Consider the following 15599-nt stretch of genomic DNA (forward strand, 5'->3'; position numbering starts at 1 on the left):
GGCGGCTCGGGCGAGGTAGTTTATCTATGTGAACGATCTCGATCTGAACCCGTCGACCACCGCGCTCCTGCTCATGGACCTCCAGCCCGGCATCCTGGAGCGCCTGCCCGACTCCGACGCCTTCCTCGCCGGGCTCACCCGCGCCAAGGAGGCCGCGCGCGCAGCCGGTTTCACTATCGGCTACGTGCGCGTCGCGGTCACCGCGGAGGAGGTCGCGGGCATCCCGGCGACCTCCCGCTTCGCAGGCGCCGCCGAGCGCTTGGACGCGAACGCCGCGCACACGCAGATCGATCCTCGGATCGCTCCCGCCGACGACGAGATCGTGGTGCGCAAGAAGCGCGTCGGCGCATTCAGCACGACCGACCTCCACGAGCAGCTCGCCGCCCGAGGAGTCGACACGCTCGTGCTGACGGGCGTCGCGACGAGCGGGGTCGTGCTGTCGACGGTGCGCGACGCCTCCGATGGCGACTACCGGCTGGTCGTGCTCGAGGACGGCTGCTGGGACTCCGACCCGGAGGTCCACCGGGTGCTCACCGAGAAGGTGTTCGCCCGTGGCGGCGTCACCGTCACCAGCATCGACGCCTTCATCGACGCGCTCGCGTAACGGGCGACCTCGGCGAGGCCGGGCGCGAGGTCGGCCGGCCCCTCCGGCGTGCCGAGCACGTCGACCGGCACCCAGTGCAGCTCCTGCGACTCGTCGTCGCCGGGTCGTCCCGCCGGATCCGCTGTCGTCACGAAGCCGTACAGCAGGTCGGTATGGAAGTGGTCGTCGCCGATCGGGTGCACGTCCACGCACAGCGGCTGGGGGAGGACCGCGATGCCGGGGGCGTGATCGATGCGGTGCGTCGGCTGCAGGAGGAGCAGCTGACCCAGGTCGTAGCCGGACTCCTCGCGCAGCTCGTGCGCGACGGCTGCCCACGGGTCCTCGGTGCGCTCGACGTGGCCTCCCGGCTGCATCAGGAGACCGAGTTTGCGGTGCCGGTGCACCAGGAGGTGCAGGCGCCCGTCGATCTCCCGGAGGATCAGGGCGCTCGCGGTGAGGTCGTACTCGCCCGGCCCGGTGTTGAGGTGCGGCATCCAAGCAGTCTGGCACTATGGGGCGTATGGCGGTGATACGCACGCAGCGGGGGTTCGACCGGTTGGTCAACTTCTCCGACGCCGTGGTCGCGATCGCGATCACGCTGCTGATCCTCCCGCTGGTGGACGCGAGCCCGGAGGTCGTCAAAGAGGGCATCGGCCCCTACTTCAACGACAACTTCTGGCAGCTGCTCGCCTTCGCCATCTCCTTCGTCGTCATCGCACGGCTCTGGATGGTGCACCACGAGGTGTTCGACTGGATCGACGGCTACACCAACGGTCTTCTGTGGCTCAACATCCTCTGGCTGGCGGCGATCGTATTCATGCCGTTCACCGCCAATGTGCTCTCGGACAGCCCGAACGGTCAGCCGGACGTCTATGCGCTCTACGTCGGCAACCTCCTGCTGGCGACGCTGACGATGCAGGTCATGGAGCTGGTCATCGTCCGCACGCCCGGGCTGCTACTGCCGGAGGCCGCCGGCCAGGCCGATCTGCTGCGCGGCTGGACGTTCGTGATCTTGATGGCGGTGGCGCTGGCGCTCGCCGTGCTCTTCCCGCACGTCGGGATGTTCTGGCTGCTGATCCTGTTCCTCTCGAAGCCGCTTCACATCCTCCTGACCAGGCTCTTCCGCTCGAAGGCGAGCGCGGGCGCCTGAGTGCGCGGGCCGCTCGCCGACGGGCCTTCCCAGAGCGGGGGTCGAGGGCTATCGTCGCGGCATGCGACCCAAGACATTCTTCGTGTTCCTGATCATCGTCACCGCCTACATCTTGGGCGCGCGGGCGGGGCGGGAGCGTTACGACCAGATCGTCGACGCGATGACGGCGTTCTGGAACAGCCCGGACGTGAAGAAGGCGCGCAAGAGCGCCAAGAAGCAGGCCGTGAAGGCCCGCAACAAGTACAGCTGATCGCGGCGGTCGCTCAGGGCTCCCGGTAGTCGCCGTCGGTGTACTCGCCTTCGGGGGCGTCGGCGGGTTCGTCCGCGTCGGTGTACGTTCCCTCGACGTCGGGATCCGGGCCCGGGTCGCCCTCGGTCTCGGTGTACTGCCCGTGGACCGTGCGCTCGTGGGGTCCTTCGTCGTCGGATTCGGTGTAGCTGCCCTCGAGGTTCTCGCGGGCGTCGCCTTCTGGGGTGCTCATAGCGTGAGCGTACGCTGTCCGGGCCCACTCGACCAGAGGCCTGTACAGCCGGCGGAGACCGGCGTAGCCAGCCCCCCGCGGCCCCCGCTATCGTTCGGTCATGGCGCGGTCGCCTTCCGTCTTCGCGAAGCGCGGTCCGGCGGTCCTCGAGCTGAGGATCCACGGGATCAAGAACACGCCGCCGGGGGAGATGCTCGGCGTCGCGCCCGGCGACGTGCGCGCCGACCAGGCCGACGAGAACGGCGGCTTCTACGTTCCGACCGTCGATCCCGTCGACCCTGCCGACCCGGCGGCTCCGCCGACCGTCATCCGTCGCGAGGGCTACTCCTGGGGGATGCTGGCGCGCTACGGCGGCGGGGCGCTGGTGGCGATCGGGCAGTTCTTCGTGCAGCTCGCCTGGCTGCTCATCCTCCCGTTCGGCCTGTGCAACACCGCCTACTGGACCCGCTTCATCCCCGACCAGACGCGGACCGGCGAGTGGCATGCCGGCCGCGGCGCGGCCTCCCTGCGGGTGTTCGCGCTCGGGCTCACCCTGCTCTACGTGTGCGCGCTGGCCTCGGTGGGCCTAGACCTGATCGGCACGCAGTGCCTAGCCCGGCCGTCGCTGTGCCCCGCCCTCCCCGGCTGGGTGGCCGGTTTCTTCGACGCGCCCGGCTTCGACCACCGCGGCATCCGGGTGGCGCTGCTCTCGCTGGTGCCGATCGCGGGCGTCCTCCTCCTGTTCTTCGTCTCGCACAAGGCGCGCACGCGCTACGAGGCCGGGATCTTCGGCACCGTCGCGAAGATCCGCACGGCGAGCGACCTCAGCGGTGTCGCCACCGGGCAGCCTGCCGCACCGCGTCGCCCGCTCGCGACCGACGGCTTCTGGGGGATCACCCGGGTCAAGCTCCCGAGCGAGCTGCTGCACGTGGCTGCCGCCTTCTTCCTCGTCTCGCTGCTGATCGGCTGGGACGGCGTCTTCGGCTCCTGCGCGCCGGCCGGACTCGACCTCCCGCCCGCGTGCCTCGACCCGGCGACGTCGCCGGTGTTCGCCCGGTGGTGGCTGACCGGCGCGGCGGCGCTCGCCGCGGTGGGGCTCGTCGTCGTCATCGCGTTCGTCGTGCGGCAGGCCGACACGACCGTCGCCGACCGCGCCGAGCACGCGATGGAGGGCATGGACCCCTCCGAGCGCGACGAGCGCCGGCACGCGATCATCCGCGCGAAACTGCGGCGCAGGGAGGGCATCGCCGGCTGGATGCTGCTCGCCTCGGCGGCCGTGTACCTCGTGGTCGCGGTGTCGGTCGCGGTGCCCGATGCGGCCGTGGACCGGCACTCGCCGTCGTTCCTCGGGTTGGTGATCGCGCCCTCCATCATCCTCGGCGTGCTGCTCGCGATCGCGCTGTCGGGGCTCGGCTGGCGCCGCGGGGTGCCGCGCTGGCTCTCGGTGATCGTGGTGGTGGTCGGCGGCGTCTCGCTGCTCGTCGCCGTCGTCTCGACGCCGCGCGACCTCCACGTGGCGCCGCTCACCATCACGGCCTACGCGATCGCAGCCCTCTGCGCCGTCTTGCTGGCGGCGTTGGTGATCTTCTGGCCGATGGGCCGTGGGCGCAGTCACGCGTATCAGGGCTGGCGAGGCACCGGGCCGGGCGTCATCATGCTGCTGTCACTCGGGGCGGCGATGCTGCTCTCGACCCTGCTCGTGCTCGGCGCCCAGTGCGCGCTCGCCTCGACGGGGTCGAGCCCGGTCTGCCCCCTGACCCCCGGCGGCCTCACCACACCCGTCGCCTACCGGAACTTCGGCGGGATGGTGCCGGTGCTCGCGGTGCTGCTCGCCGTGTTCGTGCTGGTCGTCGCGCTGCTCCGCATGCGGACGACCCCGCGGCTGACGACGCCGGAGACCGTCGGCGGCCGTGCCCTGCGGGAGCCCCTGCGGACGTACCGCGACGGCCGGGTGCCGCAGGTGAAGTCGGCGGGCAAGCTCGACTTCCGGATGCTGCGCGCCCGGCGCTCCGCCGCGCTGTTCCACCGCGGCGAGCCGGTGCTCGGCGTGCTCGCCGGGCTGCTCGCGCTGGGCGTGATCGTCGCGATCGCGCTGCCGCAGCCGCTCCGGCCGGCATTGCTCGATCTCGCGCTTCCCGCTCTCGGCCTGATCGCCGTGATCGCTGTGGTCACCATCGCGGAGAACGCGCTGACCACGAAGGAGCGCCCGATCGGCGTGATGTGGGACCTGATGTGCTTCCTCCCGCGGGCCGGCCATCCGTTCGGCCCGCCGTGCTACGCCGAGCGGGTCATCCCCGAGCTGCGCGACCGCATCGTCGCCTGGCTGGAGGCCGACATCGCGCAGGGGGCGGGCGGTGTGGAGGATCGCCGCACGGCCGAGCAGCGGGCACGGGACGAGCTGCGAGCGCTGACCACCCGGCAGCGCCGCAAGGTCATCGTGAGCGCGCACAGCCTCGGCGGCGTGCTCGCGGTCTCGACGATCTTCACGCTCGGCGCCGACACCGTCGACGGCCTCAGGAACGTCGGGCTGCTCACCTACGGCACGCAGTTGCGCGCCTTCTTCGGCCGGTTCTTCCCCGAGCTGTTCGGTCCGGAGGCGTTGGGCACCCTCCCGAGCCGAGGGCCGTCGCTGTGGAAGCCCGACCCCTGGCTGCGGCAGGTGGTCGAGGACCATCGCACCGATGGTTCGGGAGGCCGAGACCCGGAGCTGCGCGACAAACCGACCCTCCGCGAGCTGCTGACCCAGCCGGACGGCGAGGTCGCCTGGGTCAACCTCTGGCGCCGCACCGACTACCTGGGCTTTCCCGACGCCTCCTTCAAAGACAATGAGATCGACAGGGGGACCGACGAGTTCGGGCCTCCGCTCTACCTCGTCAAGGTCGCCACGCACCCGGGCTACCAGGCGTCGTCGCAGTACATGGCAGCGCTGCGGGACCTGATGCGACGGGTGTGACACAAAAACCGACTGGTGTAAGGTATTGCCCGACCCGCGACCGTCATCGAAGGAGAATCATGGTCGACCGCCTCACCAGCGCATCCGAACTGACCGTCGAAGAGAAGGCGTCGCTCACCAGCGGCCGCAGCTTCTGGGAGACCGAACCCGTCGACCGCGTCGGCATTCCCTCGCTCTACCTCACCGACGGCCCGCACGGCGTCCGCAAGCAGGCGCAGGGCGGTGACCACCTCGGCATCGGCGACAGCGTGCCGGCCACCTGCTTCCCGCCCGCCGTCGCCCTCGGCTCGTCGTGGGACGCCGAACTGCTCGAACGCGTCGGCGCGGCGCTCGGCGAGGAGGCCAAGGCCGAAGGGGTCGGCGTGCTGCTCGGTCCCGGCATCAACATCAAGCGCTCGCCGCTCTGCGGCCGCAACTTCGAGTACCTCTCGGAGGACCCGATCGTCTCCGGCAGACTCGGCGCGGCGCTGGTGCGCGGCCTCCAGTCGCAGGGTGTCGGCGCCTCCCTCAAGCACTTCGCCGCCAACAACCAGGAGACCGACCGCCTCCGCGTGAGCGCCGACGTCGACGAGCGGCCGCTGCGCGAGATCTACCTTCGCGGCTTCCAGCACGTGGTCGAGCAGACCCAGCCCTGGACGGTCATGTGCTCCTACAACCGCATCAACGGCGTCTACGCCAGTGAAGACCCGTGGCTGCTCACCTCCGTGCTGCGCGACGAGTGGGGCTTCGAGGGTCTCGTGGTCTCCGACTGGGGCGCCGTCAACGACCGCGTGAGCGCGCTCGTCGCGGGCCTCGACCTCGAGATGCCGTCGAGCGGAGGCGTCACCGACGCGCAGCTGGTCGCCGCCGTGCGCGACGGCTCGCTCGCCGAGTCCGTGCTCGACACCGCGGCGGACCGCGTCATCGACCTGGTCGAGAAGGCGCTCGCCGGAGCGGACGCCGACGCGACGTACGACGCCGAGGCGCACCACGCGCTCGCCCGGGAGGTCGCCGGCCGCAGCATCGTCCTGCTCAAGAACGACGGCGTGCTGCCGCTCTCCACCGCTGGCGGCCGCTCGATCGCGGTCGTCGGCGAGTTCGCCCGCACGCCGCGGTACCAGGGCGCAGGCTCCTCCCAGATCGTCCCGACCCGCCTCGACAACGCGCTCGACGAGATCAGGGCGCTCGCGGGCGACGCGACGGTGACCTTCGCCCCCGGCTACGCTCTCGGCGACGCCGTCGCCGATGTAGCCGCTCTCACCGCGGAGGCGGTCGCCGCGGCCGCAGCCGCCGACGACGTCGTGGTCTTCGTCGGCCTCCCGGGTGAGGACGAGTCGGAGGGCTTCGACCGCGAGCACCTCGAGCTGCCTTCCGCCCAGACCGCGCTGCTGGAGGCCGTGATCGCCGCCAACCCGCGGGTGACCGTCGTGCTGTCCAACGGCGGCGTCGTGCGGGTCTCGGGCTGGGCCGACCGGGTGCGCGCCATCGTGGAGGGCTGGCTGCTCGGGCAGGCCGGCGGTGGCGCGATTGCCGACGTGCTGTTCGGCGTCGTCAACCCGTCCGGCCGCCTCGCGGAGAGCATCCCCGTGCGCATCGAGGACACCGCGTCGTACCTCAACTTCCCGGGCGAGAAGGGCCATGTCCGCTACGGCGAGGGCCTGTTCGTGGGCTACCGCGACTTCGACGCCCGGGGGGCGGCCGTCAGCTTCCCGTTCGGTCACGGCCTCTCGTACACGACCTTTGCGTTCGGCGCACCGACCGCGATCCCGGCGGCCGACGGCGGCATCCGCGTGTCGGTGGAGGTCACCAACACCGGCGACCGCGACGGCCGGGAGGTCGTGCAGGTCTACGTGTCGGTCCCGGCCTCCCGCGTGCAGCGCCCGGTGCGGGAGCTCAAGGGCTTCGCGAACGTCGCCGTGGCGGCCGGAGCGACGGAGACGGTCGTCGTCGACCTGCCGGCGTCCGACCTGGCGTACTACGACACCGAACTCGGCGGCTGGTCGCTCGAGGGCGCCGATTACGTGGTGGAGGTCGGGGCATCGTCCCGCGACCTCCGCGGCTCCGCCACCGTCACCCTGGCGGGCGACGGGCGCACCGCGCCGCTCACCGTCGACTCGACCCTCGGCGAATGGCTCGAGCACCCGGTGGGAGGCCCGATCCTGATGGCGGCGCTGGCCCAGAGCGCGGAGGCCGAGGGCATGGGCGCCATGCTGGCCGACCCGGGCCTGCGCCGGATGGCCGAGTCCATCCCGCTGATCCGCGCGGCGGCGTTCCCCGGCAGCCCGGTCACCCGCGAGCAGCTTGACCAGCTGGTGGCCGCGACGAACGGCTAGCGTACGCCCCTTTGCGGCACGGTGAAGCCCCTTGCGAGAGCGAGGGGATTCGGCGTTCTGTGGCGGCATGACGTCGTACAGCGAGGAGGGCAGGCCATGAGCGACACCAGCGGGCTTCCGAACACCGACCAGCAGGGCGTCCCCGCAGAGGACGACCCGGAACGGTTCGAGCAGGGCGCCAACGCCGCCGGCGACGGCGACGGCGACGGCGACGAGCGTGACGCCCAGGCCGCGGAACCGGCCGAGACCGAGCAGGGACAGGGGGAGGACGAGGGCGGCGCCGTGCCGCCTCCCGCCGACTTCGACCCGGCCCAGCAGCCGTCGAACCCCGACATGGTCAAGAACGTCGAGCCCCCGGACTGATGAGCCCGCGAGCGATCCGCGAGTGAGTCCGGGCGTTCGCCCCAGGTTGCGGCCCCGTCCCTCTCATCCCGGGGCGGGGCCGCTGCATGTCCTCAGCGCGTGCCCGAGTTCCGGTTCCCGTACATCCACACGGCGCCGACGGCGAGTCCGGCCAGCAGCATCCCGATCCCGATGCCGAGGATCGGCGCGTCTCCACTGCGCGGCACGATCAGCCCGATCAGGAACAGCACCGCACCGAGGTTGAGCAGCACGGCGGCCACCCAGCCGAGCGTCCTGCGCAGCGCTGCGTTCATTCCCGGTATCGTAGCCCGCTGCGCTGCGGGCGACGTGTGCGCCAGGTCGCCCGAGTTCAGGCCTCGCCCTGGTTGCCCGTGGTGGCGGGCTCCTCGTCGAGAGCCTCGTTGATCAGCGCGGCGACGAGGAACCTCCAGTCGGAGCCCTCGTGCAGCGTCTCGGCGTACCCGAGCGGGATGGCGCCGAAGACCGGTTCGTGCTCTTCGCCTTCGACCGACACCCGCACGAGACGCCCGAGCTCCGCGTGCGATTCGTCGAGGACGACCCACTGCCCTGGCGCCTTCTTCTCGATGTGGAAGATGCGCTCGCGGTACGGGTAACGGACGCTCGACATCTCGAGTTCGCTGGCGGACATCGCTCATCCCTTCCGTCGGTGGACGCTCTCAGCATGCATCCAACGCCCGAAGGGCTGTCCTTGGCAAGATCCGGCCTTCTAGGCTGGCGTCATGAGCGGCACTGTCTACAACCTCCTCGAAGCGTTCGCCCTCGTGCCCGAGCCGTGGCAGCCGCACCGGCTGACCAGCGTCAACGACTACGACGTCAAGGTCGCCCGGCTGCGCGGCGAGTTCATCTGGCACACGCATCCCGACACCGACGAGCTGTTCCTGGTGGTGTCGGGCCGCCTGACCATCGGCCTGCGCGACGGCGACGTGGAGCTCGGCCCGAACGACGTCTTCGTCGTGCCGAAGGGCGTCGAGCACCGGCCCCGCGCCGACGAAGAGGCGCTGGTCGTCATGGTCGAGCCGAAGGGCACCGTGAACACCGGCGACCAGCCCGGCGAGCGGACAAGCGAACTGCGCGAGCTGCCCGGCGACTAGGGCGTGCCGCTGAACCGCTCGTGTTCGTTCGTCATCGCCATGCGCGGACACGGTGGATGGTGGCGGTCTTGGGGTAGTCTCCGCCGGGTGGTCCGATCTCGAACAGATCGATCATGAGAAAGAGCGGATAGTCGGGAGCCTGGGCGACACGTCGCAGCGCGCGGCCTTCACATCCGATGATGGTCTCGCCGTCTCCCCAGATGACGGTCCAGGTGTGCGGCGAGCAAGCGTCCACCGGGACCGTGACGTCGATCATGTCTGTGGTGAGGTCAGGGTCGTGGTGTGCCTTGACTCCTGTGCGGACGACCGTGGTCTTGCCGACCGCGACGGCGTCGATCTCGAAGATGCAGATCTCGCCGGACTCTGCCGGGGATCGATGCTCCGTCCCGACAAGCCACGCCGCGACCATGCAGTTCGTGTCTCGGCTTGCGGACACCGTGATCTCCACTCGCCCACGCGAGGGCGTGAACAGGAGTCGGCGTGGTGTCTCGGTGCGGACATCGAGATCGACTCGGTGGCGATGCGTCCCCACTGGCGATCCGACCGGCCCGGAGAACACACCTGTCTGCAGGTTGGAGACACGCAGAGGAGCATCTTCGACCCGCCAATCCGGCTGATCGACGTCGATCCGCAACTCGATCCCGCCCGGGACGATCGCGTATCGCGCACGCGCACGCTCGGGAGTCGTCCACTGCGGCAGATAACTCGCAACCCATTTCTCCACGCTCAGCCCCGAGCTGAAGTCGTCCTCGAAATCCGGCTCACGGACCGGTGCGGCGGGAAGACTCTCCGGAATCGGCGACATGAGAGGAGCGCTTACAGCACGCCGTCGAGCGCGGCGAGCAGCGCAGCAGGGCCGTCGTGGACCGCCTGCGCGCCGGCGCCGAGCAGCTCGGCCGCGCCGACCCCGCCGCACAGCACGCCCACCGACCGGATGCGTGCCCGGGCGGCGGCGGCCATGTCCCACACCGAGTCGCCGACCATGAGCGCGTCGGAGGGCGTCGCGTCCGCGCGGCGCAGGGCGACCTCCAGGATGCCGGGATCGGGCTTGGCCGTCTCGACGTCGTCGGCCGAGGTCACGGCGTGGATCGCGTCGTCGGCGTCGAGGGCCTCGCGCAGCAGCGCCAGCTCGTCCTCGGGCGCAGAGGTCGCGAGCACCACCCGCACGCCGCGCGCCGCGATCGCCCGCAGCAGGCCGGCAGCGCCGTCGAAGGCGCGCAGCCGCGGAGCAAGCGCGCGGTAGTGCTCGCTGTGGAGCGCCTTCGCACGCTCGTTCCAGGCCTCGTCGCGCTCACCGGCGACGCTGCGCAGCAGCCGGGCGGAGTCCTGGCCGATCGCGCGGTGGATGCGCCACGCGTCCACGGCGGTGTCGAGGTCGGCGAACGCGCGCTGCCACGCGTCGACATGGAGGTAGTTCGAGTCGACGAGGGTCCCGTCGACGTCGAAGAGCACGGTGGTGAGGGTCATGCCTCCCGGTCTACACCCGGTCTGCGCAGACGCCACCCGGGGCACCCCCTTGTCAGGAGCGCGAGCCGGGCGGACCATGCCCCGCATGGCCGAGAACCGACGTCCCGAACTGACCGACCCCCGCACCGCGATCGTGACCGGATCCGACTCCGGCATCGGGAGGGCGACGGCGATCGCCCTCGCCCGGGCAGGGCTCGACGTCGGCGTCACCTGGCACTCCGACGAGGAGGGTGCGGAGGAGACCGCGCGCTTGGTGCGGGCCGAGGGCCGCCGGACCGCGGTGACCCGGCTCGACACCACGGACGCGCCGGCCTGCGCCGACGTCGTCGACGCGCTCGCCGACGAGCTCGGCGGCTGCGACGTGTTCGTGAACAACGCCGGTCTGAACGGCGGCCCCGCGTTCTTCGACACCGACTGGGACACCTGGCGGACGACGCTGCTGGCCGACCTCGACGGCCCCTTCGCGTGCATCCAGCGCATCGCGCGACGGATGGTGGCGGCCGGGCGCGGCGGGCGCATCATCGGGGTCACGAGCGTGCACGAGCACCAGCCGCGAGTGGGCTCGGCCGCCTACGACGCCGCCAAGCACGGGCTCGGCGGCCTGCTCAAGACGCTCGCGCTCGAACTGGGCGAGTACGGGATCACGTCCAACGCGGTCGCACCCGGCGAGATCGAGACGCCGATGAACGACGCGGAGGACGTGGACCCGCACGGTGTGCACCGCCCCGGGATCCCGCTCGGTCGGCCGGGTGCGCCGGAGGAGGTCGCGGCCGTCATCGCGTTCCTGGCCTCGCCCGCGGCCTCCTATGTCACGGGCGCCTCCTGGACCGTCGACGGCGGGATGCTGCAGATGGGGCCGCAGGCCGGCTCGCACCTCACGTCCGACGACTGGCGGCGCGCGTGAACGCGGCTACCCGATCAACGACACCGCGCGGGCGATGACCAGTGCCAGGAGCACGAAACCGGCGAACGACTCCAGGGACATCAGCAGCTTGGCGCGGTGCGTCAGCGGCATCGTGTCGGTCGGGCTGAACGCCATGGAGTTGGAGAGCGAGAAGTAGAAGTAGTCGATGTAGTTGGGGACCCAGTCCATGACCTGGCTGGAGCCGCGCGCGACCTCGTCGATGTCGTCCTTGTCCTCGTCCTGCGGAAACCGGAAGTCGGCCAGCGGCAGCTCGCTCCGCTTCACGGTGACGCGGGAGACCGGGCCGCCGCGGTCCATCGTCCAGTACACGAGCGCGAAGGCGATCACGTTCGTGATCCACACCTGCAACGAGGCCAGCAGCAGCTCGGAGCCGTTGCCGTGCTTGTTCAGCAGCCGCACGATCGTCTCCACGAAGGCGACCTGGTTGGCGGCGAGGATGAGCACCGCGAGCGCGATCTCGACCCGGCGCGACCAGCGCGACTCGCGCGTGAGATGGTGCGGATTGTAGGCGATCAGCACCACGAGCATGAGCACGCACACCCCGACCACCGCCCACCGCGCGAACGGCGGGATGATGCTCGGCAAGAAGGCGTAGGCGACGAGCGCGACCAGCGTCGCGATGAGCGCGGGCCAGCGGTGCTCGGGGGCGACCTGCCGGTCCCGGCGGTCGTCGTCCGTAGACGTGGGGGCATCGCGGTTCACGCGAGCGACAGTACGCCGATTCGGCGGATCAGTTGAAGATCGCCCATTCCGAGCGGCTCAGCTTCGCCCGCTGCCCGTTGATGACCAGGTACCAGCTCTCCTCGTCGCGATGGAGGTACTGGGCGAGCATGGTGGTGTAGCGCCAGTCGCCGGAGACCTGCGTCCACCGGATCAGAGAGATGAGCTGGCCCTGACGCAGGTACGGCACCGCGACGAAATCGTCATGTCGCGCGTGCTCGGGACCGCTGATCTGGCCCCCCGCCTTCGGAGTGCTCATGTGTCACTTTAACCCCAAGGACCACCCTTTGGGAACAGTTCCTACCCTGAAGATATGCAATAGATCTCGTGTCAATCGGTCGGGGTGGAGGCCGCGGGGCCACCCGGAACCCGATCTACGCCGAACAGCCGAGCACACAGTTCGTCTGTGTACTCGGCTGTTCGCGGCTGATCCCGGGCGGACCGGCGCTTACTCGGCCGGGGTCAGCGCGGGGATGGCTGCGACCGCACGGGTGCGGGCCGACTCGTAGGCGCCGAGGATGATGCCGAGCACCTCGATGCCCTCCTTCTGCGTGTGCAGCGGGCGCGTGCCGTCGAGGATGCTGCGCGCGAAGTGCTTCAGCTCCTCGCCGAACTGGTGCACGGGCTCCAGTTCGATGACGGTCGCCTCGGCCTCGCCGCGCTTCTTCACCGTCAGCGTCGTGCCGTCGCTGCTCAGGCTCCCGAGCTCGCCGACCGCTGAGAACTTCTCGGTGCCGGGAGCCGCCTCATACGCCCAGCTGGTGACGACGGTGCCGATCACGCCGTTGTCGAACCGCACGAGCACGGTGGCGGAGTCCTCGCCCTCCATGAACGCGAGGCGGTGGGTCGCGAGCATCGCCGTGACCTCCACCGGAGCGCCGCCCGCCAGGTGCAGCAGCAGGTACGTCGGGTGGTAGCCGGTGTCGATCAGCTCGCCGCCGCCGGAGGTCGACGCGTGCGCGCGCCAGCCCATGTTCGCCGGATCGAAGTCGTTGAAGAACGAGTCGGTCGTGCGCACCTCGTACACCCGCCCGAGCTCGCCGGCCTCGATGAGCTCCTTCGCGCGGGCCACGGCCGGGAGGAACAGCTGATTGTGCGCGCACATCAGGGTGACCCCGGCCTCCTCGACCGCGGCGGAGACCTCGGCGGCCTCCTCGGGCGTCAGGCAGAGCGGCTTCTCGCACAGGATGTGCTTGCCGGCCCGGGCGGCCGCCACGATGGCGTCCTTGTGGAGGTGGTGGGGGAGGCAGATGTCGACGGCGTCGATGTCGGCCTCCGCGAGCATGGTCCGGTAGTCGGCGTAGATGACCGCGTCGGTGCCTTCGGCGCGCGTCTCAGCGCTCTCGCGAACAGGGTCGGCGACCGCGGCGAAGGTGATGGTGTCGGGGTTGCGCAGGTAGCCCTCGAGGTGGGCGCCGGCGATGCCGCCGGCTCCGATGAGGCCGATGCGGACGGTGGTGGTGCTGCTGTTGGACATGAAGTCTCCAAAAACGTGGTTTGTCGATGTGCCGAAGGGCACGTAGTTGTCCCTCTCGAAGCCCGAAGGGGACAACGACGTGCCCCTCGCGGGCGGAGATCAGAGGGCTGAGATCAGTGGGCTGAGATCAGTGGGCGGCGACCGGGAGGGCCGGCGTCACGGAGGTGTGTGCGGCGGCCGACTCGTTCGCGGCCACGACGGTGCGCGTGAGCGCGAGGGCGTGATCGAGGTTCGCGTCGGCTCTGCTGCCGTCGTGGATCCTCCGCACCCATTCGTCGAACGCACCCGGCTCGTCGTCGGGCAGCGGCAGCTCGCGCCAGCCGTCGCCGGTGTCGACCAGGAGGCCTCCACCCGCCGCGCCGTAGGTCAGCGCGCCCTTCGTGCCGCGCAGCTCGATCGTGAAGTCGCCCTGGCCCTGTACGAGGCTCGCCTCGAAGACGCCGATCCTACCGCCCTCGAATTCGGCGGTGACCACCGCGTTGTCCTCGACCTCGCGGCCGGTGACGCTGCCGTAGGTCGCGGTGATGCGCGTCGGCTCGCTCCGGTGGAAGAGCCGGGTCAGGTAGGCCGGGTGGCAGCCGAGGTCGGTGAGCGCGCCGCCGATGGCCTCCGCTGGATACCCGAACCGGTCGGGCAGCCAGCCCGCGATCCACCCGTCGTGGGCGAGCCGGACCCGGCTGTAGGCGAGCTCTCCGAGCGTGCCCTGGTCGAGCACGCGTTGGATGGCCAGCGTGTAGCCGTGGTAGAGCCGCGGCAGCGAGACCACGAGCGACACCCCGGCCGCGTCGGCGGCGGCGACGAGCTCATCGGCGTCGCCGACGGTCGGTGCGAGCACCTTCTCGGTGAAGACGTGCTTGCCGGCCGCGATGGCGCGGCCGATGACGTCGCGGTGCTGATCGGTGGAGGTGGTGATGGTGACGGCGTCGAGCCCGTCGCGGGCCAGCAACTCGTCGAGGTCGGCGACGAACTCGACGCCGAACTGCTCGGCGGCGGCCCGACCGCGTTCATGATCGTCGTCCCAGATGGCGACGAGGGTGGTTCCGGGATGGTTCTGAGCGGCTTGGGCGTAATCGCCCGCGTGCACGTGCCAGAAACCGATCGCAGCGACAGCGAGTGGATGGGACATGACCTGTGAAGGCCTCCTTGCCTGGTATTCGATGCGCGCGAACGCATCCAGCCTAACCACTTCGCGGCACGCTTCGAAGACCTTTTGCAGGATTGCCAGCAGAAGTTCGAGAGGGGTACCGTCAGGCACTGTGACGCGCATCAGATTGCACCGCGAGTGGTACGGCGACGAGGACTCGCCGCACCCTCCGCTGCTGCTGATCCACGGCGGCGGTTCCACCATCCCGTCGAACTGGGGGATGCTGATCCCGTTGCTCGAGCGCAGCCGTTCGCTCCTCGCGGTCGAGTTGCAGGGCCACGGCCGCACGGCGGCGGGTGACAGGGAACCGTCGTTCGAGGAGTCGGCCGACGATGTCGCGGCGGTGCTGGACGAACTGCAGCTCGCGCCCGTCGACGTGCTCGGCTTCAGCAACGGCGGCCAGGTGGCGCTGCAGCTGGCCGCCCGGCATCCCGAGCGGGTGCGCCGGCTCGTCCTGGCCTCCACGCCGGTGCGTCGGGAGGCCATGGTCGACGGGTTCTGGGAGGGGCTCGAAGCCGGGCGCTTCGAGGACCTGCCGGCGATCTACGCGCAGGCCGACCTCGCCCTGAGCCGCGACCCGCAGCACGCGCGGAGGATGTTCGAGCTCGACCGGCAGCTGATGCTCGGCTTCACGGACTTCCCGGACGAGCTGATCGCGTCGGTCTCGGCGCCGACCCTCGTCGTCGGCGCCGACTCGGACGTCATCCGGGTCGGGCACTTCGTCGACCTGGCCGAGCTGCTCCCGGAGGCGCGGCTCCTGATCGTCCCTGGAGTCCACGGCGACTACCTCGGCGAAACGCTGGCGGCCGCGGGAGACGACCGCGCTCTGCGCGCGTTCCTGCCGCTGCTGCTGAGATTCCTCGAAGACTGAAGCAATATAGGCGTTCCGCATCGCTGTCAATCCCCTTTCTTCGGCTGCACGGGGGAGCCAG

At 70.5% G+C, this 15599-nt stretch carries 18 protein-coding genes and 1 pseudogene; 9 read left to right on the forward strand and 10 right to left on the reverse strand.

Annotated features, from left to right (window positions below):
- Nucleotides 1-28 precede the first annotated feature (28 nt).
- Nucleotides 29-604 carry a cysteine hydrolase family protein gene (locus ASF88_RS18635; protein WP_235493547.1) on the forward strand — a complete coding sequence of 192 codons (576 nt, stop codon included), beginning with the start codon at nt 29-31 and terminating at the stop codon, nt 602-604.
- A 41-nt stretch (nt 605-645) separates the two neighbouring features.
- Here the strand turns inward: ASF88_RS18635 and ASF88_RS21020 are convergent.
- Nucleotides 646-1077: pseudogene (locus ASF88_RS21020) on the reverse strand (NUDIX hydrolase); the annotation flags it as partial.
- A gap of 26 nt (nt 1078-1103) precedes the next feature.
- On the opposite strand from ASF88_RS21020, the gene ASF88_RS18645 reads away from it, so the two are divergent.
- Nucleotides 1104-1733, forward strand: a complete 630-nt coding sequence (locus tag ASF88_RS18645; RefSeq protein WP_055922377.1) for a TMEM175 family protein — start codon at nt 1104-1106, stop codon at nt 1731-1733.
- Between the two features lie 61 nt (nt 1734-1794).
- The gene (locus ASF88_RS18650; protein WP_055922379.1) at nt 1795-1983 is read left to right on the forward strand and encodes a hypothetical protein; all 189 of its coding nucleotides are present in this window, start codon (nt 1795-1797) and stop codon (nt 1981-1983) included.
- Nucleotides 1984-1996: 13 nt separating this feature from the next.
- Here ASF88_RS18650 and ASF88_RS18655 read toward each other — a convergent pair whose 3' ends face one another.
- Entirely contained in the window at nt 1997-2215 is a 219-nt protein-coding gene (locus ASF88_RS18655; RefSeq protein WP_055922383.1) for a hypothetical protein, read from the reverse strand.
- Between the two features lie 100 nt (nt 2216-2315).
- Between ASF88_RS18655 and ASF88_RS18660 the strand changes: the two genes are divergently transcribed.
- The 3 genes from ASF88_RS18660 (at nt 2316) to ASF88_RS18670 (ending at nt 7822) form a co-directional block, all read left to right on the forward strand.
- Complete coding sequence (locus tag ASF88_RS18660) at nt 2316-5147, forward strand: hypothetical protein (RefSeq protein ID WP_055922386.1); 2832 nt, start codon at nt 2316-2318, stop codon at nt 5145-5147.
- Between the two features lie 59 nt (nt 5148-5206).
- Nucleotides 5207-7459, forward strand: coding sequence for a glycoside hydrolase family 3 C-terminal domain-containing protein (locus tag ASF88_RS18665; protein ID WP_055922389.1), 2253 nt, complete (start codon nt 5207-5209; stop codon nt 7457-7459).
- Nucleotides 7460-7555: 96 nt separating this feature from the next.
- Entirely contained in the window at nt 7556-7822 is a 267-nt protein-coding gene (locus ASF88_RS18670; RefSeq protein ID WP_055922391.1) for a hypothetical protein, read from the forward strand.
- Nucleotides 7823-7914: 92 nt separating this feature from the next.
- Here ASF88_RS18670 and ASF88_RS18675 read toward each other — a convergent pair whose 3' ends face one another.
- Together ASF88_RS18675 and ASF88_RS18680 are read right to left on the reverse strand one after the other, a co-directional pair.
- Nucleotides 7915-8115: a hypothetical protein gene (locus tag ASF88_RS18675; RefSeq protein WP_055922394.1), complete on the reverse strand. Its 201-nt coding sequence runs from the start codon at nt 8113-8115 to the stop codon at nt 7915-7917.
- A 56-nt stretch (nt 8116-8171) separates the two neighbouring features.
- Entirely contained in the window at nt 8172-8471 is a 300-nt protein-coding gene (locus ASF88_RS18680) for a hypothetical protein (protein WP_055922396.1), read from the reverse strand.
- 91 nt (nt 8472-8562) lie between these two features.
- Here ASF88_RS18680 and ASF88_RS18685 point away from each other — a divergent pair, with 91 nt between their 5' ends.
- Complete coding sequence (locus ASF88_RS18685) at nt 8563-8934, forward strand: cupin domain-containing protein (protein WP_055922400.1); 372 nt, start codon at nt 8563-8565, stop codon at nt 8932-8934.
- Nucleotides 8935-8965: 31 nt separating this feature from the next.
- Here ASF88_RS18685 and ASF88_RS18690 read toward each other — a convergent pair whose 3' ends face one another.
- Both ASF88_RS18690 and ASF88_RS18695 read right to left on the reverse strand, forming a co-directional pair.
- Nucleotides 8966-9568: a hypothetical protein gene (locus tag ASF88_RS18690; RefSeq protein WP_235493548.1), complete on the reverse strand. Its 603-nt coding sequence runs from the start codon at nt 9566-9568 to the stop codon at nt 8966-8968.
- Between the two features lie 182 nt (nt 9569-9750).
- Nucleotides 9751-10401 carry an HAD family hydrolase gene (locus ASF88_RS18695; protein WP_055922404.1) on the reverse strand — a complete coding sequence of 217 codons (651 nt, stop codon included), beginning with the start codon at nt 10399-10401 and terminating at the stop codon, nt 9751-9753.
- Between the two features lie 85 nt (nt 10402-10486).
- Between ASF88_RS18695 and ASF88_RS18700 the strand changes: the two genes are divergently transcribed.
- On the forward strand, nt 10487-11305 hold the full coding sequence (locus tag ASF88_RS18700) for an SDR family oxidoreductase (RefSeq protein ID WP_055922406.1): 819 nt from the start codon (nt 10487-10489) through the stop codon (nt 11303-11305).
- A gap of 6 nt (nt 11306-11311) precedes the next feature.
- Here ASF88_RS18700 and ASF88_RS18705 read toward each other — a convergent pair whose 3' ends face one another.
- The 4 genes from ASF88_RS18705 to ASF88_RS18720 all read right to left on the reverse strand — a co-directional run bounded on the left by ASF88_RS18705 (nt 11312) and on the right by ASF88_RS18720 (nt 14649).
- Nucleotides 11312-12028 carry a DUF1345 domain-containing protein gene (locus ASF88_RS18705; protein ID WP_055922407.1) on the reverse strand — a complete coding sequence of 239 codons (717 nt, stop codon included), beginning with the start codon at nt 12026-12028 and terminating at the stop codon, nt 11312-11314.
- A gap of 28 nt (nt 12029-12056) precedes the next feature.
- Complete coding sequence (locus tag ASF88_RS18710; protein ID WP_055922409.1) at nt 12057-12305, reverse strand: hypothetical protein; 249 nt, start codon at nt 12303-12305, stop codon at nt 12057-12059.
- Between the two features lie 189 nt (nt 12306-12494).
- Nucleotides 12495-13523, reverse strand: a complete 1029-nt coding sequence (locus tag ASF88_RS18715; protein ID WP_055922412.1) for a Gfo/Idh/MocA family protein — start codon at nt 13521-13523, stop codon at nt 12495-12497.
- 127 nt (nt 13524-13650) lie between these two features.
- On the reverse strand, nt 13651-14649 hold the full coding sequence (locus ASF88_RS18720) for a Gfo/Idh/MocA family protein (protein ID WP_055922415.1): 999 nt from the start codon (nt 14647-14649) through the stop codon (nt 13651-13653).
- A 130-nt stretch (nt 14650-14779) separates the two neighbouring features.
- On the opposite strand from ASF88_RS18720, the gene ASF88_RS18725 reads away from it, so the two are divergent.
- Nucleotides 14780-15538: an alpha/beta fold hydrolase gene (locus ASF88_RS18725; protein WP_055922418.1), complete on the forward strand. Its 759-nt coding sequence runs from the start codon at nt 14780-14782 to the stop codon at nt 15536-15538.
- The last annotated feature ends 61 nt before the right edge of the window (nt 15539-15599 follow it).

The organism is Leifsonia sp. Leaf336, assembly GCF_001423695.1.
GTDB lineage: Bacteria > Actinomycetota > Actinomycetes > Actinomycetales > Microbacteriaceae > Leifsonia.